Source organism: Pseudaquabacterium rugosum (genome assembly GCF_038066575.1).
GTDB classification, from domain to species: Bacteria; Pseudomonadota; Gammaproteobacteria; order Burkholderiales; family Burkholderiaceae_C; genus Pseudaquabacterium; species Pseudaquabacterium rugosum.
Genome location: NZ_JBBUTF010000026.1, coordinates 33,561 through 56,153, shown reverse-complemented (window position 1 = coordinate 56,153; position 22,593 = coordinate 33,561). Strand labels below are relative to the sequence as shown.

The following is a 22,593-nucleotide window of genomic DNA, read 5'->3' as shown; positions in this document are numbered from 1 at the left end:
GGGGTGCTCACTCGGCCTTGAGGTTGAGGTCAGCCGCCAGGCGCGCATGGGCGTCCAGTTCACGGGCGAGCTGTGCGGCGAAGGGTTCTCCGCACTGGGCCTGAGGCTCCAGGCCGGTGTTCGCCAGGCGCTCGCGCATGGCGGGTGAGCGGGCGAACTCGCCGGCTTCACGGGTCAGCACGCGCAGGGCCTCGGCCGGTGTGCCGGCCGGAGCCAACAGACCATACCAGGTGTCGACCACATAGCCCTTGACGCCGGCCTCGTCGAAGGTGGGCACGTGGGGCAGCAGGGCCGAGCGCTGGCGCGCGGCCACGGCCAGCGCGGTGAGCTTGCCCGACTTCAGGTGCGGCAGCACCGAGCCCAGCGTGGCGAAGGACAGATCCACCTGGCCGCCCAGCAGATCGGTGACGGCCGGTGCCGCACCCTTGTACGGCACATGCACCAGGCTCAGGCCGGTGAGCTTGCGGAACTGCTCGGTGGCCAGGTGCGGAGAACTGCCCTGGCCCGGCGTGGCATAGCTCAGGCTGCCCGGCCTGGCCTTGGCGCGTTCCAGGAACTGCGCCACCGTCTTCACCGGCAGCGATGGCCCCACCACCAGCACCGTCGCGCTGCTGGCCAGCGTGCAGACGGGCGTGAACGACTTCATCGCGTCGAACTTGATGCGGCTGCCGTACAGCGCCGGGATCATCGTGTGGTTGGTGGCCGCGGCCAGCAGCGTGAGCCCGTCGGGCCTGGCGGCGGCCACGGCCTCGGTGGCCAGCACCGCATTGGCGCCGGGCTTGTTCTCGACGATCACGGTCTGGCCGGCGGCCTTGCCCAGTTGGTCGGCGAACGCGCGGGCCACCAGGTCCGACGGGCCGCCGGCGGCAAAGCCCACCATCAGCTTGACCGGCTGCTGAGGATAACTGGAAGACTGTGCGACAGAGGGCGTGGCGACCAGGGTCAGAGAGGCGGTGCACAGCGCCAGGGCGGCCAGGGATCTGGGGGTGGGGTTCATGGTCGTCAGGGTGTGTCGTCAGTGGGCGCCGTTGCCGGCGACCGGGCGGTCCGGCTACGCGGCCGGGCGGTGCAGCGGCAGGCCGGCATGCGCCAGCGTGGCGCGCATCACCGTGCCGGTGGCCGACTCGGTGGCGTACAGCGTCTTGCGCTCGGGTCCGCCGAAGGCGATGTTGGTGAACGAGGCACCGGCGCAGCTGCGCCACACCTGCTCGGGCTCGGCGCGGGGGTTCAGCACCCAGGCCAGGCCCAGGCCGGGGTTGGCCACGATGACGCGGCCGGTCTCGTCCACCGCCAGGCCGTCGGGGCCGCTGGGGCCGTAGGACGTGAAGAAGGCGCTGACCTTGGACACGCTGCCATCGTCCAGCAGCGGCACGCGCCAGACCTGGTTGCCGCGTGTCACGCCGAGATACAGCACGCGCTCGTCGGGTGACAGCGCTACGCCATTGGGGCTGGGCACGTTGGCCAGCAGCAGGTCCAGCTGGCCACCGGGACGCAGGCGGTACAGGCGGCCGGTGGGGTCATGCAGGCCGGTCTGGCCCTGGTCGGTGAAGTACAGGTTGCCGCGGCTGTCGAAGATCAGGTCGTTGACGCCCTTGAAGCGCTCGCTGTTGCGGCGGTCCAGGTACGGGCGCACGGCGCCGCTGACCACGTCCACCGCCATCAGGCCGTTGCGGTAGTCGGTGACCAGCAGCTCGCGATCATTGAGGAACTTGGCGCCATTGGGCTCGCCGTCCCACTGCGCCACCTGCTCCCACTCGCCCTGGGCATCGATGCGGAAGATGCGGCCGAACGGGATGTCGGTGACATAGAGATTGCCCGCCGCATCGAACACCGGCCCTTCCAGGAAGGAATCGGTGGGCGCGCTGCCGCGGTTGGCGTCAGCCCAGTCCGAGCGTTGGCCGCTGCGGCGAAAGCGCTCGGGCATGCGGGTGAAGACCTCGCAGTCGCGTACCTCAGGTGCTTGCAGCAGGACCATCATTCATCATTCCTTCCGGATGCCGGCGGCCTTGACGGTGGCGCCCCAGCGCGCTTCTTCCTTGGCCAGGAACTGGCGGAAGTCTTCGGCCGACGAGCCCACGGTGCGCGCGCCCAGCGCGTAGATGCGCGCCTTCACCGAGGTGGATTCCAGCACCTCGCGCAGCGCGGTGCTCAGGCGCTGAACGGTCTCGCGCGGCGTGGCGGCCGGCGCGAAGATGCCGTTCCACTCGTGGACCTCATAGCCCTTGACGCCGCTCTCGGCGATGGTGGGCACGTCGGTGTGGTTGGCATTGCGCGTGGCCGAGGTGATGGCCAGCGGCCGCACCAGGCCGCTCTTGACCGAGCCGGCCAGCGCCGACACGTTGCCCATGCCGAAGTCCACCTCGCCGGCCATGATGGCCTGCAGTGCCGGGCCGCCGCTCTTGTAGGGCACGTGCGTGGCCTTCACGCCCACGGCCTGAAGCAGCAGTTCGGCGCCCATGTACTGCACCGTGCCCTGGCCGCCGGAGCTGAAGTTGAGCTTGCCCGGCGCCTGCTTGCCGGCCTTGATCAGCTCGGCCAGGCTCCTGTAGGGCGAGGCCCTGCCCACGGCCAGGAACATCGGCGCCAGCGCCACCTGGGTCACCGGCTGCAGGTCCTTGGCCTCGTAGGGCAGCTTCTGCAGGTGCGGGTTGATCGAGTACGGCGTGGCCGTGTAGAGCAGCGTGTAGCCGTCGCCCGCGGCGCGCGCGGCCTCGGCCTCGCCCAGCGTGCCGCTGGCGCCGGCCTTGTTCAACACCATCACCGTGGTGCCGAGCTTGGGGCCCAGCTGCTCGGCCACCAGCCGGGCCAGCGCATCGGCCGTGCCGCCCGGGGCGTAGGGCACGATGAGCTGGATGGGCTTGTCGGTGGGCCAGGCGGCGTGGGCGGGCACGGCGACAGCAAGGCCGAGCGCCAGCGCGGCGGCAGCACGGTGCAAATGGCGACGGGTCAGGCGGCGGTTCATCAGCAGGTCTCCGGTGGAATCGTTGTCGGTGTCCGTGGTGTCGGGTGCGGTGTCCGGCGCGCTCAGACCGTGGCGATCGGCGTGGCCGGCGAGCCCACCGCGCCCGGCAGCCGCAGCGGCGGCGCGGTGAGCAGGAAGCGGCTGCGGGCGTGCGCGCGCAGCCAGCGGGCCAGCGGCGTCAGCAGCCACAGCTCGCCCAGGTGGATGCCGTTCTTGAACAGGCAGTGCTCGTGCAGCGGCAGCCGCGGCTGGCGCAGCGCCTGCGGCTGGGTGAGCTTGGGCACCACCAGCTCCACCGCCGGGTTGTCCGCGATCAGGCAGGACAGGCGCACATCGGTGATCCAGTTCAGCAGCTTGCTGTCCCAGCCGTCCAGGCCCGAGCCGGTGGCGTGCAGGTGCGCCACATCGGGCTGGCGGTCCATGGCCAGCAGGGTGTCGGCAAAGCCGGTGTGCAGGCACACCATGTCGCCTTCCTCCACCACCACGCCGTCGGCCTCCAGGATGCGCATCAGCGTGTCGTAGCCCACGGCCTGGCGGGTGCGGCCCAGGTGGTGCTCCAGGTCGACCAGCACGCCGCGGCCTTGCGCGCCATGCTCGGCCAGGCGTTCGATGCCGAGTGCGCCGGCCTCGGGGCCGGGGTAGCGGGCATGGGGCTCGCCGCGGGCTTCGGCAGATGCGTCTTCCACGCCAGGGCGGATCTCCTCGCCGGCCCGGAAGCCGTTGTAGAACACCGCTTCGGCCACGCCGTCGCCATCGGCGTCGAAGCGGCTGCCCATGTGGGCCAGGCTGTCCCACTGGGTGGAGTACTGCAGGCTTAAGCGCACCACGTCGTCGTTGACGACATCGGTCAGGTCCGCGTCTTCTGACTGATAGGACCAGCAGAAGCCCTGCTGGCCGGCGCTCTGGCCGTCGCGGATCACGGCGTAGCGCTGCGGCGGGATGCGGCGCGGGTTCATGGCCCGGCCGCCGGGCACATCGAGCGGCAGGCTGAGCACGAAGGTGAGGCCCTCGCGCACCTCGGCCACGCCTTGCCGCACCTTGGCCGGCGTCACCAGGTTCATGCGGCCAAGCTGGTCGTCGGGGCCGAATTCGCCCCAGTGGCTGCCTTCGGGTGCGTGTGTCCAACGCTGGGCCATGGTGCCGCTCCGGTCAGCCGTTCAGCACGGCCAGCGCATTGCGCACCGCCCCCACGCCCATCTTCACGTAGGCGTCGGCGGTGACGCCACCGATGTGCGGGCTGAGCGTGATGCCGGGCTGGCCGTGGAAGGGGTGGCCGGCCTCCATCGGCTCGACGGCGAAGCTGTCCAGGCCGGCGCTGCCCACCTGACCGCTGCGCACGGCGGCCAGCAGCGCGGCCTCGTCGATCAGGCCGCCGCGGGCGGTGTTGACGAGGATCACGCCGGGCTTGCAGGCGGCCAGGGTCTGCGCGTTGATCAGGCCGGCGTTGTCGGCCGTCAGCGGGCAGTGCAGCGAGAGGGCGTCGCTCTCGCGCCAGATCGTGGCCAGGTCGTCCACGCGCTGCACGCCGGCCGGCACGTCCTTGGCGTAGGGGTCGAAGCCGAGCACGCGCATGCCGATGGCCTCGGCCATGCGGGCGAAGCGCAGGCCGATGGCGCCCAGGCCGATCAGGCCCACGGTGCGGCCTTCCAGCTCCACGCTCTTGTGCGTGGCCTTGTCCCAGTGGCCGGCGTGCATGCGCGCATCGAGGGCCACCACCGATTTGGCACAGGCCAGCAGCAGGGCCAGCGCATGCTCGGCCACGGCGGCGGCGTTGGCGCCGGCCGCGGCCACCACGGCGATGCCGCGGGCGGCGGCGGCGGCCTTGTCGATGGTGTCGGTGCCGCTGCCGTGCTTGGAGATCACGCGCAGCGCGGGCGCGGCATCCATCACCGCCGCGCCGACCTTGCCGTAGCGCACGATGATGGCCACCGGGTCGTGCGTGCGGCACAGGCCGATCAGGTCGGCCTCGGTCGGCTTGGCACCGGCATAGACGACATCATGCGCATCCAGCAGGGCCAGCGCATCGGCCGCCAGGTCGCTGCCGGTGACGAGGAAGACCGGGCGGCGCGCGCTCACAGCGATTCCCCGGCCTTGAGCACGCCGGCGGCGCGCAGCGCGCCGTCCAGCCAGCCCGGACGCAGCTGATGGCCGCTGCGGATGTCGGCGATGCGTTTCGTCTCGGCGGCCACCTTCTCCTCGGCCAGCGGCAGCAGGCTGGCGGCCTTGGCGCGCTCGATGACGGTGATGCCGTCGGCGTCGCCGATGATCAGGTCACCGGGGTGGATGCTGACCCCGCCGACCGACACCGGATGGTTGACGCGGCCGGGCACCCCCTTGGTCGGGCCGTTGGGGTTGAGGCCGGCGGCGTACATCGGGAAGCCCAGTTCGCGGATGGCCTCGCTGTCGCGCACCGCGCCGTCGATCACCACGCCGGCGATGCCGAGTGCCTTGGCCTGCTGGCACATGATCTCGCCCATCAGCGCGCTGCTGAGGTCGCCCTTGCCGTCGACCACGATCACGTCGCCGGGCTGGGCGATGGCCAGCGCCACGTGGATCATCAGGTTGTCACCCGGGCGCACCTCGACCGTGAGGGCCGTGCCGGCCACGCGCATCTCGGGCGACAGCGGCGCGATGCGGCCGCTGAGCGCGCCGCGGCGGCCGGCCACGTCGGCCAGGATCGAGGACGGGAAGCGGGCGGCCTGGGCGACCACGGCCGGATCGGTGCGCTCGATGGTGCGGATCACGTCGGGCCATGCAGCGGCTTGACTCATGCGAATCTCCTGGAAAGAAATCAGTGAAGTGGGGAGACGGGCCGGGCGATCTCCGGCCCGTCGTTCCGTGGGTCAGTCCACCCGGGCGCCGGATTCCTTGACGACCTTGCCCCAGCGCGGGATGTCCTCGCGGATCAGCGCGCCGAACTGTTCGGGCGTGCTGGTGACGGCGCTGGCACCTTCGTCGTCCAGGCGCTTGCGCAGCTCGGGCGTGGCCAGGGCCTTGTTGAACTCGGCGTTCAGGCGCGTGATCGCTTCCTTGGGCGTGCCCGCCGGGGCCAGCAGGCCGAACCAGGTCACCGCATCGAAGCCGGCGTGGCCGGACTCGACGACGGTGGGCACCTGCGGCAGGTCGTCGACGCGCCTGGCCGAGGTGACGGCCAGCGCACGCAGCTTTCCCTGGCGGATCTGCGGCAGCAGCGTGGGCACCGAGCTCAGGTAGAGGTCGACATTGCCGCTGATGACGTCGGTCAGCGCCTGTGCGGCGCCCTTGTAGGGCACGTGCTGCAGGCGGGTGCTGGAGGCCTTCTGCAGCAGCTCGCCGGTCAGGTGGGCGACGGTGCCGTTGCCGGAGGTGGCGTAGTTGATGGCGCCGGGCCTGGCCTTGGCGGCGGCCGCCACGTCGGCCCATGACTTGTAGGGTTGGGCGATGCCGGTCACCAGCACCAGCGGCGCGCGGGCCACCAGGCCGATCGGGGCCAGGTCCTTCAGCGGGTCGTAGGGCAGGCGGGGGTAGAGCGTGGGGTTGATCGCCACGTTGCTGGTCTGGCCCAGCACGAGGGTGTAGCCGTCGGCCGGCGACTTGGCCACCGCGTCCACGCCCAGGTTGCCGCCGGCGCCGGGCTTGTTCTCGATCACGAAGGTCCAGCCGGTGGCCTTGGCCACGTGCTGGGCGGTCTCGCGGGCGATGATGTCGGTGCCGCCGCCGGGCGGGAAGGGCACGATCAGGCGGATCGGCTTGGCCGGCCAGGACTGGGCCAGCGCGCTGCCGCTGAGCAGGGTGGCGGCGAGGGCGAGCGCGAGGCGGCGGGGGATGGGCATGTCGTCTCCGGATGTCGTGTCGTCCGGCGCCTCTGGGTGACAGGGACGGGCGCCGTGATGGAGGGCAGTATTGAAGACGGTGGCATCACCGTCCAATCGATAATTTCTCGCCATCCATCCACGGAGCTTTTGCAATGGACTTGCGGGACCTGCGCTACTTCGAGACCATCGCCGAGCTGGAACACCTGGGCCAGGCGGCCACGCGCCTGCACCGCAGCCAGCCGGCGCTGACCAGCAGCATCCGCCGCCTGGAGGCCGACTGCGGCGCCGCGCTGTTCGAGAAGGCCGGCCGCGGCATCCGCCTGACGGAGGCCGGCCGGGTGCTGCTGAAGTGGGCGCGTCAGCTGCGCTTCGATGCCGAGGATGCCCGGCGCGAGCTGTCGGCCATCGGTGCCGGCCTGAGCGGCCACGTGCGCATCGGCATCGTGCCGACGGCCGCGCAGCACCTGCTGCCGGCGGTCGCCCGCCAGCTGCTGCAGGAGGCGCCGCAGGTGACGCTGCGCACGGTGGTGGGTCTGGTCGACGGCCTCAAGCCGCAGCTGCGCGCCGGCGAGCTGGACCTGATGGTGGCCACCGAGAGCCCGGCCGAGCCGGGCTGGGTGTCGAAGACGCTGGCCGAGGACACCATCGTCGTGGCCGCCAGCGAGCGGCACCCGGTGTTCGCGCTGCGCCCGACGCTGCGCGACCTGACCGCCCACAACTGGGCCCTGCAGCCGCCGGGTGCGCCCACGCGCGACTGGCTGGACCACACCTTCGACCGCCAGCGCCTGCCGCGGCCGCGGGTGCAGGTGGAGACGACGATGCTGCTGATGCTGCCGGCGCTGATCGTCGAGACCGGCCTGCTGAGCTTCATCTCGCGCAACCACCTGCAGGGCCGCGCGCGATTTCCGGGCCTCAAGGAGGTGCCGGTCAAGGGCGCGGCGATGCGCCGCCGCCTGGTGGTCACTCACCGCGCCCAGGGCTGGCTGTCACCGGCGGCGCGGCGCCTGCTGGAGCTGTTCGAGCAGGCGGCGGAGCAGGGTTGAGGCGCGGGCCCGGGGCGCGACGATCGCTCGCCGGCCGGCGCCCCGGTGCGCCTTCAGGGCGGTCGCGGCTCAGCCGGCGCGGCGCCGGCGTGCGCCCAGGCCGACGACGCCCAGGCCCAGCGCCATCAGCGCCCAGCTGCCGGGCTCGGGCACGGCGGTCGTCACCGCATAGCTCTGCGCCAGGACCTGGCCGCCGGTCCCCAGCGCGAGGAAGTTCGTGCGGGGCATGGTGGAGAAACTGAACTCGAAGGGGCCCGTGGACTCACCGGCGACGATGGGGTTGGCCTCCGTGCCCGGCGGGTGGTTGTTGAAGAAGTGGTACGCGCCGGTGTCCGCCTCGCCGAACACGCTGGCGAAGCTGCCGTACTGCAGGGCCTGGTTGGCGTCCCAGTCGACCTTCGAGATGTAGCCGGCCGACCACCGTTCGCGGATGGTGTCCGGCATCGTCTCGTCGCCGACCTGGGTGCTGACGTACAGATCCAGGATCCCCTCGGTGCTGCCGTTGTCGACCTGGTAGTGGCCATACCAGCTCGCGCCGAGCGCATAGCCGCATTCGGTGACGGTGATGCCCGAGTCGTTGGTCGCGCTCAGGGTGTGGCATTCGCCCAGCGCGAACGTGGCCTGGGCGCTGGTGCCCAGCAGCAGCGCGGCGGTGGCCGCCAGGGTGCGGATCGTGCGGGTGGGGATGGGGGTCATGTGCGTGTGCCTCGGTGATGCACTCCCGACGCTGTCGACCGGCCTCTGACGTCCGGCGCGATGCGGGGAGCGGCGGCGATTCTTCCCGCAGGCCCGTCCCGCGCGTTGTGCGGGAATGCACAGGCCGCCCCGTCGGCCGCTGTCGTCCCCTGGACCCCGGGGGCCTCAGACCTGCCGCCGCAGCGCCTCGAAGAACAGCTCGCCCTGCAGCCGCTCACCCAGCGACTGCTGCGCGACGCGCACGGCCAGCGCCTCGTCGACCGGGGCCAGCGGCCGCCCGGTGGACTGCGCCAGCACCTGCACCTGGCAGGCGCGCTCCAGGTAGTACAGGTCCTCGTAGGCATGGTCGATGCGGCTGCCGCCGACGATGACGCCATGGTTGCCGAGGAAGGCGATCTCGGCGCCGGCCATCGCGCGGGCGATGCGTTCGCCCTCGGCCACGTCGAGCGCGAAGCCGTTGTAGGCGGCATCGACGGCGGTGCGGCCGTGGAAGCGCATCGCGTTCTGGGACAGCCGGGTGTCGAGCGCGCGGTCGCAGGTCAGCGTCAGCGCGGTGGCATGCGGCATGTGGGTGTGCAGCACGCAGGCGTGGCCGCCCAGGCGGTGGAGGGCGGCGTGGATGAACATCGCGGTCGGCTCGACCGGATGGCGGCCGGCCAGCACCCGGCCCTGGGCATCGACCATCACGATGTCGCGCACCCGCACCTCCGACCACAGCAGCCCGCGCGGGTTGAGCAGGAAGCGGCCCGAGGCATCCGGCAGTTCGATGCTGAAGTGGTTGCACACCCCTTCGGACAGGCCGTGGTGGGCCGCGGCACGCAGCGCCAGGGCCAGATCGGCGCGCAGCTGCAGGACGGTGGGATGGTCGAAGTCGAGCGGCGGGGTCATGCGCTCAGGCTAGCAGGAGCCATGCCCTGCCGCATGACATGAGCGGTCCCGCGGGGCCGCCATCCCTTGTTCAAGCCCGGGCCGGGCCGGGTGGAGGGTCCGGCATGCCCCACAACCGTGCCATCACGCGGGTGTAGGCGGGGTCCGGGCCCGGGCCCGGGCCGGTGTGGGGCCTGCTGTCGGCCGCCGGGCAGGGGATCACCCAGCGGCCGGCCACCATCACGCCCTGCCAGGGGCCGGCCGGGGCCGAGAACACCAGCGCGTCCAGCCGGTGCGAGGCCGGCACGCCGGCCAGGGCCGGGTCCTGCGGATCGATCACCAGCAGGTCGGCGCGGGCGCCGCGCTGCAGGCCCCAGCGCGCCTGGCCGGCCGCGCGGCCGCCCGCGGCGCAGGCCGACTCGAACAGGCGTGCGGCGGTCGCGCCCTGGTGGGCCTGCGGTGCGGCGGCCACGTTGCGCTGGCGCCGGCCCAGGCGCTGGCCCCAGTCCATCCAGCGCAGCTCCTCGCGCCAGTCGCGGGTGACCTGGCTGTCCGAGCCCACCGACAGCCCGACGCCGGCGTCCAGCCAGCCGGCGATGTCGGTCAGGCCGTCGCCCAGATCGGCCTCGGTGCCGGGGCAGATCACGGCGCTGGCGCCGGCCGCGGCCACGGCGGCGATCTCGGCCGGCGTGACGTGGGTGGCGTGCACCAGGTGCCACCGCGGGTTCAGCAGGCCCTGGCTGGCCAGCCACTGCAGCGGGCGCTGGCCGGTGGCGGCCAGGCAGTCGTCGACCTCGGCGGTCTGCTCGGCGACGTGGATGTGCAGCGGCAGGCCGGCGCAGGCGCCATCGGTGCCGTCGGCCACCCAGGCGGCCAGCTGGCGCAGGCCCTCGGGCGTGGCCGCGCGCAGCGAGTGCACGGCCAGGCCGGCATTCAAGGTCGCGTGGCCGTCGGCCGCCAGCGCCTGGCAGGCGGCCTGCACGGCCGCGGCATCCATGCGGAAGCGCGCCTGGTCCGGCCGCAGCGCGGGCTGGCGGAAGCCGGCCCGCTCGTAGAGCACCGGCAGCAGGGTCAGGCCGATGCCGGTGTCGGCGGCGGCGCGGGCCAGCGCGTGGGCGAAGGCCAGCGGGTCGTCGTAGGGGCGGCCGTCCGGGCGGTGCTGCAGGTAGTGGAACTCGCAGACCTGGGTGTAGCCGCCGCGCAGCAGCTCGCGGTAGAGGTGGACGGCGATCGCGTGCAGCTCGTCCGGCGTGAGGGCGCCGGCCACGCGGTACATGCGGTCGCGCCAGCTCCAGAAGTCGTCGTGCGCGCCCTCGCGGCGCTCGGACAGGCCGGCGAAGGCGCGCTGGAAGGCGTGGCTGTGGGCATCGACCAGGCCGGGCAGCACCGGGCCGGGCAGCGGCGCCAGGCCCTCGGGGCAGGGATGGTCGGGTCTCAGCGCGGACCAGCGGCCGGCGCTGTCGATCTCCAGCAGCACCCGGTCCTGCCAGCGGCCGTCCAGCCAGGCGGACGGAGCCCACAGCGTGCGCGGGCGCTCGGCGGCGGGGGGGGCGGTGGTGGTGGTGGTGGTGGCGGCCTGGGCGGCGGCCTGGGCGGTGTGGGGCCGGCTCATGCGGCCGTCTCCGGCCGCCAGTCGATCATCGTGCGCAGCAGCGCGGCCAGCACCGGCTGCAGCCGGGCCACGCGCGCCGGATCGAGCCGTGGCTGGCCGGTGGCGGGCATCTGCTCGTCCATGCAGCACTGCCAGCCCATCTCCAGCTGCACGGCCTGCACGCCCTGCGCCGGCTGGCCGTGGTGGCGGGTGATGTGGCCGCCCTTGAAGCGGCCGTCGACCACCCAGCTGAAGTGCGGCTGGGCAGCCAGCACGTCGCGCAGTGCCTGCCGAAGCGAGGGGCTGCAGGCCCGGCCGTCGGCGGTGCCCAGGTTGAGATCGGGCAGGCGGCCGTCGAACAGCCAGGGCAGCTCGGGCCGGATGCTGTGGCCGTCGAACAGCAGCGCATGGCCGTGCCGCGCGTGCAGGCGGTCGAGCTCGGTGCGCAGGGCCGCGTGGTAGGGGTGCCACCAGGCGTCGCGGCGGCGGGCGATCTCGGCCGCATCGGGGGCACGGCCCTCGCGGTAGATCGGCCGGCCCTCGAAGCTGACCGTCGGGCACAGGCCGGTGTTGTTGGCGCCGGGGTACATCGGCGCATCGGTCGGTGGCCGGTTGAGGTCGATCAGGTAGCGCGAGGCGCGCGGCACGATCAGGCTGGCGCCCAGATCGCGGGCGAAGGCGTAGAGCGCGCCCAGGCACCAGTCGGTGTCCTCGACGCGCAGCGCGCGCTCGGTGTAGGCGTCGTGCAGCGCGGGCGGGATCCAGGTGCCGGCGTGCGGCACGCTGACCAGCAGCGGGGTGCTGCCGCGGTGCAGCGTGTAGCCCGGGCCGTCGTCATCGGCGCAGGCGTCGGGCAGGGGGGCGTTCAGCGCGGGGGTCATGGGCGGGTCTCCTGGCCGGCGATCCAGACGCGGCAGGCGGGGCGCTGGCCGAAGGCGGCGGCCAGCTCGCGGGGGTGGTCGACGGCCCAGTGCACGAGGTCGGCGCGCAGGCCCGGCGCCAGGCGGCCGCGGTCGTGCAGTCCGAGGGCCGCGGCGCCGTGGCGGGTCATGCCGGCCAGCGCCTCCTCGGGCGTCAGGCCGAACAGCGTGCACCCCATGTTGAGCGTCAGCAGCGGCGACAGCGTGGGCGAGCTGCCCGGGTTGTGGTCGGTCGCCAGCGCGATCGGCACGCCGGCCGCGCGCAGGGCCTGCACCGGCGGCAGCCGCGTCTCGCGCAGGAAGTAGAAGGCACCGGGCAGCAGCACGGCCACCGTGCCGGCGACGGCCATGGCGGCGATGCCGGCGTCCGACAGCCATTCCAGGTGGTCGGCGCTGAGGGCCTGGAAGCGGGCCGCCAGCGCGGCGCCGCCGCTGTCGCTGAGCTGCTCGGCATGCAGCTTGACCGGCAGGCCGAGCGCGCGCGCGGCGCGGAACAGGCGCTCGACCTGGGCCGGGCTGAAGGCGATGGTCTCGCAGAAGGCGTCGACCGCATCGACCAGGCCCTGGGCGTGCCAGCCGGCCAGCCAGCGGCAGGCGTCGTCCACGTAGTCGTCGGCGCGGCCGGCGTATTCGGGCGGCAGGGCGTGGGCGGGCAGGGCGGTGGTGCGCACCGTCTGCCCGGTGGCCGCGCCCACCGCGCGGGCCACGCGCAGGCAGCGGGCCTCGTCGGCCTCGGACAGGCCGTAGCCGGACTTGATCTCCAGCGTGGTCACGCCCTCGGCCCGCAGGGCGCGGGCGCGGGGCAGGGCCAGCGCCAGCAGCGTGGCCTCGTCGGCGGCGCGGGTGGCGGCCACCGTCGAACGGATGCCGCCACCGGCGCGGGCGATCGTCTCGTAGCTGGCGCCCTGCAGGCGCAGCTCGAACTCGTGCGCACGGCTGCCGGCATAGACCAGATGGGTGTGGGCATCGACGAAGCCGGGCAGCAGCACGCCGCCGTCGAGATGGATCTCCTCGTCGACCCTCAGGCCGGCGGGCAGGTCCGCCGCGGCGCCGAGCCAGGCGATGTGCCCGTCGTCGATCAGCAGCGCGCCGTCCGGCTGCCCGCCCCAGGGGGTGGCGCCGTCCATCGTGGCCAGCGCGGCGCCGCGCAGCAGCAGGCGGGTCATCGGTCGGTCTCCTCGGGCGTGGCCCACAGCCAGAAGGTGGCGGCGGCCGGGTGGCTCAGGCGCCAGGGGCGCGGGTCGTCCAGGCTCCACAGCAGCTCGCCAGCGGCCAGGATGAGGGGCACCTCGCCGAGCTGCAGCGTGGCGCCGCCGTGGCTGTAGCAGGCCCGCCAGCGGGCGGCGGCGGGCAGCGGGCCGGTGCGGGCCCGGCGCAGGCCACTGCGCGCGAGGGCGTCGGCACCGTGGCACGGCGCGTGGCCGCGCACCATCAGGTTGAGGTCACGCGTCGGGCCGGCGGGCAGCTGCGCGTCGGGCGCATCGGCACCGTCGAAGCACAGCGGGGCGTCCTGCGGCGTCAGCAGCGTCTGGCGGTCCGGCCAGTGCAGGCGCACGCCGGCGCCTTCCAGCACCGCGAAGTGGCGTGTGATGCCGGGAAACGACGAGAACGGGCCGTCGCGGGTGATGTCGGCCACGCTCAGGCGCAGCTGCCAGCGGGCGTGGTCCGGGCCGCTGTCGTGGATCGTCAGGGGATCGGGGCGTGCGTCGGCGGCCGTGCCGGTGGTGGTGTCTGCGTCCGTGCCAGCGCCAGCCGCGGGCGGCGGCCAGACCAGCAGTTCGCGCGTCAGGCCGCCGCCGTTGCGCCAGGGGCGGGCCGGCACGGCGTCCAGCCGCACGCGGTGCAGCGTCGGCTTCACGGCTCGAAGTCCCCCTGCAGCTGGTACAGCGCGCCCGGGTGCACCAGCCGCGCCAGCGTGATCGGGCCCTGGCGGCTGAAGGTGCGGCGCACGATGACCAGACAGGGCTCGGCGGCGGCGATGCCCAGCAGTGCCGCCTCCTGCGCGGTGGCCACCGTGGCCTGCACCTGGTACTGCGCACGCCACAGCGCGGTGGCCTGGAACAGGTAGTGGGTGGGCGTGATGCGGCTGAAGTCCTGGGCCAGGTAGTCCGGCGCCTCGCCGGGGTGGACGTAGCGGTCCTCGCACTGCAGGGCGACGCCGTTCTCGCGGTGCACGATCAGCGTGTGGAAGACGGTGTCGCCCACGGCCAGGCCCAGCTGGGCGGCCAGCCCGGCGCCGGCGGTCTCGGCCTGCTGCAGCACCACCTCGGCGCTGTGGGCATGGCCGCGGGCGCTGATCTCGTCGTGCAGATCGCGCAGCGTCAGCGTGCTGGAGACCTTGTGCAGCCCGGCGGCAAAAGTGCCCACGCCCTGCACCCGCTCGACCAGGCCCTCGGCCTGCAGCTCCTTGAGCGCGCGGTTGACGGTCATGCGGCTGACGCCGAACTGCGCCACCAGCTCCGCCTCGGACGGCATCTGCACGCCGGGCGCCCAGTCGCCGGCGGCCAGCCGGTCCTTCAGGTGCTGCTTGACGCGGGCATACGGCGCCTGGGCGGTGCGCGGCTCGGTGCGCGGTTCGTTGGACGGGGCGGAGGCGGATTGGCGGGACACCATGGCGACAGATGGTACTTGCATGAGCCTGTCTAGACAAGTAGAGTGCGCAGCCATTCCGGCTGGATGTGGCCGCAGCGCGAGCCATCGGCCTGCGCCCCCCCCCCCGTCCGGCCCGCCACCCCGATCTGGAGCCTGCCCATGAGCGATCCGTCCCTTCCGGCCGCCGGCCCGCGCCCGGTGCGCGCCCCCACCGGCACCACGCTGCACTGCAGGAGCTGGCTGACCGAGGCGGCCTGGCGCATGCTGCAGAACAACCTGGATCCGGACGTGGCCGAGCATCCGGACGCCCTGGTCGTCTACGGCGGCATCGGCAAGGCCGCACGCGACTGGGCCAGCTTCGAGCAGATCCTGGCGTCGCTGCGCACGCTGGGCGATGACGAGACGCTGCTGATCCAGAGCGGCAAGCCGGTGGGCGTGTTCCGCACCCATGCCGATGCGCCGCGGGTGCTGATCGCCAATTCCAATCTGGTGCCCCGGTGGGCGACCTGGGAGCACTTCCACGCGCTGGACCGCAAGGGCCTGATGATGTACGGCCAGATGACGGCCGGCAGCTGGATCTACATCGGCAGCCAGGGCATCGTGCAGGGCACCTACGAGACCTTCGTCGAGGCCGCGCGACAGCATTTCCCTGACGACCCCTCGTTCGCCGGGCACGTCGAACGGTCCCCCGAGGGGACGGCCACCGGCTTGGGGCGGCCCGGCGCCCGGTCACCCGGCGGCATCCACCGGACGCGCTGGATCCTGACCGCCGGCCTCGGCGGCATGGGCGGCGCGCAGCCGCTGGCCGCCAGCTTCGCCGGCTTCTGCTCGCTGACCATCGAGTGCCAGCAGAGCCGCATCGACTTCCGCCTGCGCAGCCGCTATGTCGACGAACAGGCCGCCGATCTGGACGACGCGCTGGCCCGCATCGCCCGCCACACCGCCGAGGGCCAGGCGATCAGCGTCGCGCTGCTGGGCAATGCCGCCGAGCTGCTGCCCGAACTGGTGCGGCGCGCCCGGGCCGGTGGCCTGAAGCCCGATCTGGTCACCGACCAGACCAGCGCCCATGACCTGGTCAACGGCTATCTGCCGGCTGGCTGGAGCGTGGCCCAGTGGCGCGCCGCCCAGGCCGACGACACCCAGCACGCCGCGCTGCGCCAGGCCGCCGCCCAGGGCTGCGCGGTGCATGTGCAGGCCATGCTGGATTTCCAGGCCATGGGCATCCCGACCGTGGACTACGGCAACAACATCCGCCAGGTGGCCCTCGACCAGGGCGTCCGGAACGCCTTCGACTTCCCCGGCTTCGTGCCCGCCTACATCCGGCCGCTGTTCTGCCGCGGCAAGGGCCCGTTCCGCTGGGTGGCCTTGAGCGGCGATCCGGAAGACATCCGCAAGACCGACGCCAAGATGAAGGCGCTGTTCCCCGCGGACGCCCATCTGCACCGGTGGCTGGACATGGCCGGCGAGCGCATCGCCTTCCAGGGCCTGCCCGCGCGCATCTGCTGGATCGGCCTGGGCGAGCGCCACCGCGCCGGCCTGGCCTTCAACGAGATGGTGAGAAACGGCGAACTGAAGGCGCCCGTCGTCATCGGCCGTGACCACCTGGACAGCGGCAGCGTGGCCAGCCCCAACCGCGAGACCGAGGCGATGATGGACGGCTCGGACGCTGTCAGCGACTGGCCGCTGCTCAACGCCTTGCTGAACACCGCCGGCGGCGCCACCTGGGTCAGCCTGCACCACGGGGGCGGCGTCGGCATGGGCTACAGCCAGCACAGCGGCGTGGTCATCGTCTGCGACGGCACCGACGCCGCCGCGCAGCGCATCGAGCGCGTGCTGTGGAACGACCCCGCCACCGGCGTGATGCGCCATGCCGACGCCGGCTACGAGATCGCCCGCCAGTGCGCACGCGAGCACGCCCTGAACCTGCCCATGATCCCCCAGGCCTGACCCCGTGAGCACTCCCCTGATCCTGACCCCCGGCGCGCTGACGCTGGACCACCTGACCGCCATCCACGGCCAGACCCTGCAGCTGCTGCTGGACGATGCCGCCCGCCCGGCCATCCGGGCCAGTGCCGCCGTCGTGCAGGCCGCTGCGGCCGGCGATGCGCCGGTCTACGGCGTCAACACCGGCTTCGGCAAGCTGGCCAGCACCCGCATCAGCGCGGCCGATCTGGCCCTGTTGCAGCTCAACCTGATCCGCAGCCACAGCGTGGGCGTGGGCGAGCCGTTGTCGGCACCGGTCGTGCGCCTGATGTTGGCGATGAAGGCGGCCAGCCTGGCACGCGCCCATTCCGGCGTGCGCGAGACCGTCATCGACACCCTGCTGGCCGTGCACAACGCCGGCCTGGTGCCCTGGGTGCCGGCCCAGGGCTCGGTCGGCGCCTCGGGCGATCTGGCGCCGCTGTCGCACATGACGCTGGCGCTGCTGGGCGAGGGCCATTTCAACGTGGATGGCGCCCCGGTGCCGGCGGCCGGTCTGCTGGCCCGGCACGGCATCGCGCCGCTGGTGCTGCAGGCCAAGGAAGGCCTGGCCCTGATCAACGGCACCCAGACCTCGGCCGCATTGGCGCTGCACGGCGTGCTGGCCTTCGAGCCGGTGCTGGAGAGCGCGCTGGTGATCGGCGCGCTGACGGTGGACGCCGCCCGCGGCAGCGACGGCCCCTTCGACCCGCGCATCCACGCGCTGCGCGGCCAGCCCGGCCAGATCGACGTGGCCCAGTACTACCGCGCGCTGCTGGCCGGCAGCGCGATCCGCGCCAGCCATTCCGACGGCGACGACCGCGTGCAGGACCCCTACTGCCTGCGCTGCCAGCCCCAGGTGGTCGGCGCCTGTCTGGACCAGCTGCGCCACGCCGCGCTGGTGCTGGTGCGGGAGGCCAATGCCGTGACCGACAACCCGCTGGTGTTCTTCGAGGACGGCAGCATGGTCAGCGGTGGCAACTTCCACGCCGAGCCGGTGGCGCTGGCCGCCGACGCCTGCGCGGTCGCCATCGCCGAGGTCGGCGCGATCGCCGAGCGCCGCATCGCGATGCTGATCGACGCCGGCGTCTCGCGCCTGCCGCCCTTCCTGACCAGCAACGCCGGCCTGAACAGCGGCTTCATGATCGCCCACGTCACCGCCGCGGCGCTGGCCAGCGAGAACAAGTCGCTGGCCCACCCGGCCAGCGTCGACAGCCTGCCCACCAGCGCCAACCAGGAGGACCATGTCAGCATGGCCACCTTCGCCGCGCGGCGCCTGCAGCCGATGATCGCCAACGTGGCCCGCATCCTGGCCATCGAGTGGCTGGCCTCGGCCCAGGGCATCGAGTTCCTGCGCCCGCTGCGCAGCTCGGACGTGCTGGAGCAGGCCCACGCCCTGCTGCGCGCCGAGGTGGCGGCCATGCCGGTCGACCGTTATCTGGCCCCTGACATCGAGGCGGCCACGACCCTGGTGCGGACCGGCGCGCTGAGTGGCCTGTTCAAGCGGCTGCCGGGTCTGCCGGCGCTGTGGGTGCCGGTGTGAGCGGCCGAACCTGAGCCTGTGGCGCCGGGGCGCTCAGACGCGCTCGATCACCACCGCGATGCCCTGGCCCACGCCCACGCACATCGTGCACAGCGCGTAGCGGCCGCCGCTGCGATGCAACTGGTACATCGCGGTGGTCACCAGCCGGGCACCACTGGCGCCCAGCGGGTGGCCGAGCGCGATGGCGCCGCCGTTGGGGTTCACGCGCGGATCGTCGTCGTCGAGGCCGAGGTCGCGCAGCACGGCCAGCCCCTGGGCCGCGAAGGCCTCGTTGAGCTCGATGACGTCCATGTCGCTCAGACGCAGGCCCGTCTGCGCCAGCACCTTGCGGGTGGCCGGTGACGGGCCCATGCCCATCACGCGCGGCGGCACGCCGGCGGTGGCCATGCCGACGATGCGTGCCCGCGGCTGCAGGCCGTGGCGACGTGCGCCGGCCTCGCTGGCCAGCAGCAGCGCACAGGCGCCGTCGTTCACGCCCGAGGCGTTGCCGGCGGTCACGCTGCCGTCGCGGCCCACGACGCCCTTGAGCGCCGCCAGCGCTTCCAGCGTGGTCTCGCGCGGATGCTCGTCGACCTGCACCAGACGCGGTTCGCCCTTGCGCTGCGGCACGCTGACCAGCGTGATCTCCGCGTCGAACAGGCCGGCCTGCTGTGCCGCCAGTGCCTTGCGCTGGCTGGCCAGCGCCATCCGATCCTGCGCCTCACGTTCGATGCCATGCTCGCGCGCCACGTTCTCCGCGGTCTCGGGCATGGAGTCGACGCCGTATCGCTCCCGCATCAGCGGGTTGATGAAGCGCCAGCCGATCGTGGTGTCCTGGATCGAGTTCGCGCGACTGAAGGCGGATTCGGCCTTGGGCACCACGAAAGGGGCGCGGCTCATGCTCTCCACGCCGCCCGCGATCATCAGTTCGGCCTCGCCGCAGCGCAGCGCGCGGGCGGCGCTGCCCACGGCGTCCAGGCCCGAACCGCACAGACGGTTGATCGTCGTGCCCGGCACCGTCACCGGCAGGCCGGCCAGCAGCGCGCTCATGCGGGCGACGTTGCGGTTGTCCTCGCCGGCCTGGTTGGCACAGCCGTAGAGCACGTCGTCCACCGCGTTCCAGTCCACCTCGGGATGGCGCTGCATCAGCGCACGGAGGGGCACGGCGCCCAGATCGTCCGCGCGCACGCTGCTGAGTGCGCCGCCGTAGCGGCCGAAAGGGGTGCGCAGGGCGTCGCAGACGTAGGCGTCGTTCATGCGGCCTCCGGGGATGTCGCGGGCGTGCGGCTCGTGGCCAGGCTCACCGGTGCGCCGGTCACGGCCTGCAGCGTGGCCAGGTCCAGGCCGGGCACCAGATCGATGGCCACCAGGCCGTCCGGCGTCACGTCCAGCACGGCCAGATCGGTGTAGATGCGGCTGACGCAGCCCACGCCGGTCAGCGGATAGGTGCAGGCGGGCACGATCTTGGTGTCGCCCTGGCGGGTCGTGTGTTCCATCATGACGAACGTTTGCCGCGCCCCCACGGCCAGGTCCATCGCACCGCCGACGGCCGGGATCGCGTCGGGCGCACCGGTGTGCCAGTTGGCAAGATCACCGCTGGCCGAGACCTGGAAGGCCCCCAGCACGCAGATGTCCAGGTGGCCGCCGCGCATCATCGCGAAGCTGTCGGCATGGTGGAAGAAGCAGCCGCCGGGCAGCAGCGTCACCGGCTGCTTGCCGGCGTTGATCAGGTCGTAGTCCTCCGCGCCGGCGGCAGGCTCGGGGCCGAAGCCGATGACGCCGTTCTCGCTGTGCATCATCAGCTCGCTCGTGGCCGGCAGGTGGTTGGCGACCCGCGTGGGCAGGCCGATGCCGAGGTTGACGACGGCGCCGGCCGGGATGTCCTGCGCCACGCGGCGGGCCATCTGGTCACGCGTCCAACGGGTGGGAAGGGTGTGGTCTGTCATCTCGGGCTCCTCAGGCGGCAGCCTTGAAACCGCCGGCGCGGGTGACGCGGCGTTCGATCTGCACCAGGCGCTGCACGTACAGGCCCGGCGTCACCACCGCCTCGGGATCGAGGGTGCCGAGCTCGACGATCTCGTGCACCGAGGCCACCGTGACGCGGGCGGCCGTGGCCATGATCGGGCCGAAGTTGCGGGCCGTCATGCGGTAGGTGAGGTTGCCCCAGCGGTCGCCGCGCTCGGCCTTGATCAGCGCGTAGTCGGCGTGGATCGGGTGTTCCAGCACGTATCCCTGACCGTTGATCTCGCGCGTTTCCTTGCCCTCGGCCAGCGGCGTGCCATGGCCGGTACGGGTGTAGAAGCCGCCGATGCCGGCCCCGGCGGCGCGGATGCGCTCGGCCAGATTGCCCTGCGGCACCAGTTCCAGCTCGATGCGGCCCTCGCGGTACAGGCGGTCGAAGTGCCAGGAATCGCTCTGCCGCGGGAAGCTGCAGATGATCTTGCGCACGCGGCCTGCACCCAGCAGCGCGGCCAGGCCGGTGTCACCGTTGCCGGCGTTGTTGTTGACGATGGTGAGCTCGCGCGCACCCTGGTCCAGCAGGGCGTCGATCAGCTCGTCGGGCTGGCCGGCGGTGCCGAAGCCGCCGATCATCACGGTCGCGCCATCGGGCACGTCGGCCAGCGCGTCCTGCACGCTGGGGCAGCGCTTGTCGATCATGCGCGGGCCCCTGCGGTGTCCGTGCCGGAGGCCGCCACGGTCGTGGCCTGCGGGTTGAGCACGAAGTCGTAGTGCAGGGTCCAGAAGGGGCGCTCCTGCACGCTGCCGTCGGGCGCCGGGCCGGCCTCATGGCGCACCCAGGGCGCGATCAGCGTCGAGCGCACGCCGAAGACGGCATCGGAATCCAGGTAGCGGTCCTGGTCCCGGAAGACGTGGGTGATCAGCCGTTCATGGCCCGCGGCCTCCAGCATGAAGTGCAGGTGGGCCGGACGCCACGGATGGCGGCCCAGGGCCTCCAGCATCTTGCCGACCGGCCCGTCGTGCGGGATCGGATAAGGCTGGGCCAGGATGGAGCGGAAGTGGTAGCGGCCCTGGGCATCGGTGCGCAGGCGGCCGCGGGCGCGGTGGGTGTGCGGCTGGGTTTCGGTGGGCGGGCGCTGCACGTCGTAATGGCCATCCTCGTCGGATTGCCAGACATCCATCCGCACGCCGGCCAGCGGGCGTCCGTCCAGGCTGCGCACCTGGCCGCTGACATGGCAGGGCTCGCCGCCGGCGCCGTTGGCGATGTCCGCACCCAGCGCGTACTCCGGCGCGTTCTCGACGAAGAAGGGGCCGAAGACCGTGGCCTCGGTGCACCCCGCAGGTTTGGCGTTGTTCTGCGCGGTCACCAGCGTGGACAGGCCCAGCACGTCGGACAGCAGGATGAACTCCTGGCGCACGTCATCGGTGATGTGGCCGACGGCCGTCAGGAACTGGATGGCCTTGAACCACTCGTCCTCGGTCAGCTCGACCTCGCGGGCGAAGCTGTGCAGGTGCTGCACCAGGCTGACCATGATCGTCCGCAGTCGCGGCTGCTTGCAGCCGGCCATGGCCGCGAGCACGGCCTGGGTGATGGTGTCTTCGTTGATGTTGCGCATCAGGGTTGTCTCCTAGGCCGTCGGGCTCACGGCTGGATCAGGACGATAGGGGGCCGTGCGCTGGAAAGAAATGCGCTATCGTGAAATGAGTTTTTCAGTGGCTGGAGAAATCGAATGGATCGGTGGGCGCAGATCGAGTTCTTCGTGCAGGTGGCCGAGCTCGGCAGCCTGTCGCGTGCCGCCGAGAAGCTCGACATGTCCAACGCCGCCGGCAGCCGCATGCTGCTGGCGCTGGAGGAGCGCCTGGGCGCCCGGCTGGTCGAGCGCACCACGCGGCGCCTGTGGCTGACCGAGGCCGGGCAGGACTTCCACCGCCGCTGCGCCGCCATGCTCGGCGAGATGGCCGAAGCCGAAGCCGCCGTGCTGGAGAACGTGGTGCAGCCGGCCGGCGTGCTGCGGGTGACCAGCTCGGTGTCGTTCGCGATGATGCACATCGCCCCGGCGCTGGCCGAGTTCCACCGCCGCCATCCGAAGCTGACGGTGCAGATCGTCGCGGCCAACCGCTACCCCGACTTCATCGAGGCCGGCATCGACGTGGCGATCCGCACGCGGGAGGTCGAGGGCGATTCGGGCATCACGGTGCGGCGGCTGGCGGTGACGCGACGGGTGATCGCGGCCTCACCCGGCTACCTCGCGGAATGCGGGGTACCGGAGCAGCCCGAGGATCTCGCGCGCCACCGCCTGCTGGTCTACAACCTGGCCAAGGACCCGAACGTGCTGCACCTGCGCCGCGGCGACGAGTCGCGCGACGTGCGCATCGACAGCCTGCTGGATTCCAACGAGGGCCAGGTGATCTGCGCCGCCGGTCTGGCCGGGCTCGGCCTGGTGATCCAGCCGCTCTACATCGTCTACGAGGACATCGTGGCCGGCCGCCTGGTGCCGGTGCTCACCGACTGGCAGTTGCCGCCGCTGAACATCAACCTGGCCTACCAGAGCCGCCGCCTGCAGCCGGCCAAGATCCGGGTCTTCAACGACTTCCTGGTCGAGCGCTTCGAGCGCCTGGGGCTGGAGGCCAAGTGGGCTTCGTTGATGGAGCCTGCGGCCTGATCCTGGGATTTACCCGCGCGATTCT

At 72.6% G+C, this 22,593-nt stretch carries 22 protein-coding genes; 4 read left to right on the top strand and 18 right to left on the bottom strand.

The window, feature by feature from the left end:
- Positions 1–7 precede the first annotated feature (7 nt).
- The 7 genes from AACH11_RS21760 to AACH11_RS21730 all read right to left on the bottom strand — a co-directional run bounded on the left by AACH11_RS21760 (position 8) and on the right by AACH11_RS21730 (position 6,774).
- On the bottom strand, positions 8–997 hold the full coding sequence (locus tag AACH11_RS21760; protein WP_341376378.1) for a Bug family tripartite tricarboxylate transporter substrate binding protein: 990 nt from the start codon (positions 995–997) through the stop codon (positions 8–10).
- A 54-nt stretch (positions 998–1,051) separates the two neighbouring features.
- Positions 1,052–1,975: an SMP-30/gluconolactonase/LRE family protein gene (locus AACH11_RS21755; protein ID WP_341376393.1), complete on the bottom strand. Its 924-nt coding sequence runs from the start codon at positions 1,973–1,975 to the stop codon at positions 1,052–1,054.
- A 6-nt stretch (positions 1,976–1,981) separates the two neighbouring features.
- Positions 1,982–2,962: a Bug family tripartite tricarboxylate transporter substrate binding protein gene (locus AACH11_RS21750; RefSeq protein ID WP_341376377.1), complete on the bottom strand. Its 981-nt coding sequence runs from the start codon at positions 2,960–2,962 to the stop codon at positions 1,982–1,984.
- A gap of 62 nt (positions 2,963–3,024) precedes the next feature.
- A complete protein-coding gene (locus tag AACH11_RS21745; RefSeq protein ID WP_341376376.1) occupies positions 3,025–4,098 on the bottom strand; it encodes a cyclase family protein in 1,074 nt (357 codons plus the stop codon).
- A 13-nt stretch (positions 4,099–4,111) separates the two neighbouring features.
- Positions 4,112–5,038: an NAD(P)-dependent oxidoreductase gene (locus AACH11_RS21740; protein ID WP_341376375.1), complete on the bottom strand. Its 927-nt coding sequence runs from the start codon at positions 5,036–5,038 to the stop codon at positions 4,112–4,114.
- The gene (locus AACH11_RS21735; RefSeq protein ID WP_341376374.1) at positions 5,035–5,733 is read right to left on the bottom strand and encodes an RraA family protein; all 699 of its coding nucleotides are present in this window, start codon (positions 5,731–5,733) and stop codon (positions 5,035–5,037) included. The genes AACH11_RS21740 and AACH11_RS21735 overlap by 4 nt, the downstream gene beginning before the upstream one ends.
- Positions 5,734–5,805: 72 nt before the next feature.
- Positions 5,806–6,774: a Bug family tripartite tricarboxylate transporter substrate binding protein gene (locus AACH11_RS21730; protein WP_341376373.1), complete on the bottom strand. Its 969-nt coding sequence runs from the start codon at positions 6,772–6,774 to the stop codon at positions 5,806–5,808.
- A gap of 134 nt (positions 6,775–6,908) precedes the next feature.
- Between AACH11_RS21730 and AACH11_RS21725 the strand changes: the two genes are divergently transcribed.
- Entirely contained in the window at positions 6,909–7,799 is an 891-nt protein-coding gene (locus AACH11_RS21725; protein WP_341376372.1) for a LysR family transcriptional regulator, read from the top strand.
- A 69-nt stretch (positions 7,800–7,868) separates the two neighbouring features.
- Here AACH11_RS21725 and AACH11_RS21720 read toward each other — a convergent pair whose 3' ends face one another.
- The 7 genes from AACH11_RS21720 to hutC all read right to left on the bottom strand — a co-directional run bounded on the left by AACH11_RS21720 (position 7,869) and on the right by hutC (position 14,483).
- The gene (locus AACH11_RS21720; protein WP_341376371.1) at positions 7,869–8,495 is read right to left on the bottom strand and encodes a PEP-CTERM sorting domain-containing protein; all 627 of its coding nucleotides are present in this window, start codon (positions 8,493–8,495) and stop codon (positions 7,869–7,871) included.
- 165 nt (positions 8,496–8,660) lie between these two features.
- Positions 8,661–9,383, bottom strand: coding sequence for an aldolase (locus tag AACH11_RS21715; protein WP_341376370.1), 723 nt, complete (start codon positions 9,381–9,383; stop codon positions 8,661–8,663).
- A 70-nt stretch (positions 9,384–9,453) separates the two neighbouring features.
- On the bottom strand, positions 9,454–10,974 hold the full coding sequence (gene hutF, locus AACH11_RS21710) for a formimidoylglutamate deiminase (protein ID WP_341376369.1): 1,521 nt from the start codon (positions 10,972–10,974) through the stop codon (positions 9,454–9,456).
- A complete protein-coding gene (hutG, locus tag AACH11_RS21705; RefSeq protein WP_341376368.1) occupies positions 10,971–11,834 on the bottom strand; it encodes an N-formylglutamate deformylase in 864 nt (287 codons plus the stop codon). The genes hutF and hutG overlap by 4 nt, the downstream gene beginning before the upstream one ends.
- Positions 11,831–13,039, bottom strand: coding sequence for an imidazolonepropionase (gene hutI / locus AACH11_RS21700; protein WP_423228797.1), 1,209 nt, complete (start codon positions 13,037–13,039; stop codon positions 11,831–11,833). Before hutI ends, hutG begins: the two co-directional genes overlap by 4 nt.
- The gene (locus AACH11_RS21695; RefSeq protein WP_341376367.1) at positions 13,036–13,731 is read right to left on the bottom strand and encodes a HutD/Ves family protein; all 696 of its coding nucleotides are present in this window, start codon (positions 13,729–13,731) and stop codon (positions 13,036–13,038) included. Before AACH11_RS21695 ends, hutI begins: the two co-directional genes overlap by 4 nt.
- Positions 13,728–14,483, bottom strand: a complete 756-nt coding sequence (gene hutC, locus AACH11_RS21690; protein WP_341376366.1) for a histidine utilization repressor — start codon at positions 14,481–14,483, stop codon at positions 13,728–13,730. The genes AACH11_RS21695 and hutC overlap by 4 nt, the downstream gene beginning before the upstream one ends.
- A 141-nt stretch (positions 14,484–14,624) precedes the next feature.
- Between hutC and hutU the strand changes: the two genes are divergently transcribed.
- Together hutU and hutH are read left to right on the top strand one after the other, a co-directional pair.
- Positions 14,625–16,412: a urocanate hydratase gene (hutU, locus tag AACH11_RS21685; RefSeq protein WP_341376364.1), complete on the top strand. Its 1,788-nt coding sequence runs from the start codon at positions 14,625–14,627 to the stop codon at positions 16,410–16,412.
- A gap of 4 nt (positions 16,413–16,416) precedes the next feature.
- Positions 16,417–17,967 (top strand): histidine ammonia-lyase, encoded by a 1,551-nt coding sequence (hutH, locus tag AACH11_RS21680; protein ID WP_341376363.1) that lies wholly within the window; start codon positions 16,417–16,419, stop codon positions 17,965–17,967.
- 33 nt (positions 17,968–18,000) lie between these two features.
- Here hutH and pcaF read toward each other — a convergent pair whose 3' ends face one another.
- From pcaF to AACH11_RS21660, 4 genes are read right to left on the bottom strand one after another with little or no spacing between them, the layout of a single operon-like run.
- Positions 18,001–19,203 carry a 3-oxoadipyl-CoA thiolase gene (gene pcaF, locus AACH11_RS21675; protein ID WP_341376362.1) on the bottom strand — a complete coding sequence of 401 codons (1,203 nt, stop codon included), beginning with the start codon at positions 19,201–19,203 and terminating at the stop codon, positions 18,001–18,003.
- The gene (locus AACH11_RS21670; RefSeq protein ID WP_341376361.1) at positions 19,200–19,892 is read right to left on the bottom strand and encodes a 3-oxoacid CoA-transferase subunit B; all 693 of its coding nucleotides are present in this window, start codon (positions 19,890–19,892) and stop codon (positions 19,200–19,202) included. Before AACH11_RS21670 ends, pcaF begins: the two co-directional genes overlap by 4 nt.
- A gap of 10 nt (positions 19,893–19,902) precedes the next feature.
- A complete protein-coding gene (locus tag AACH11_RS21665) occupies positions 19,903–20,604 on the bottom strand; it encodes a 3-oxoacid CoA-transferase subunit A (protein ID WP_341376360.1) in 702 nt (233 codons plus the stop codon).
- Positions 20,601–21,521 carry an intradiol ring-cleavage dioxygenase gene (locus AACH11_RS21660; protein WP_341376359.1) on the bottom strand — a complete coding sequence of 307 codons (921 nt, stop codon included), beginning with the start codon at positions 21,519–21,521 and terminating at the stop codon, positions 20,601–20,603. Before AACH11_RS21660 ends, AACH11_RS21665 begins: the two co-directional genes overlap by 4 nt.
- Positions 21,522–21,635: 114 nt before the next feature.
- On the opposite strand from AACH11_RS21660, the gene AACH11_RS21655 reads away from it, so the two are divergent.
- Complete coding sequence (locus AACH11_RS21655) at positions 21,636–22,568, top strand: LysR family transcriptional regulator (RefSeq protein WP_341376358.1); 933 nt, start codon at positions 21,636–21,638, stop codon at positions 22,566–22,568.
- Positions 22,569–22,593 lie beyond the last annotated feature (25 nt).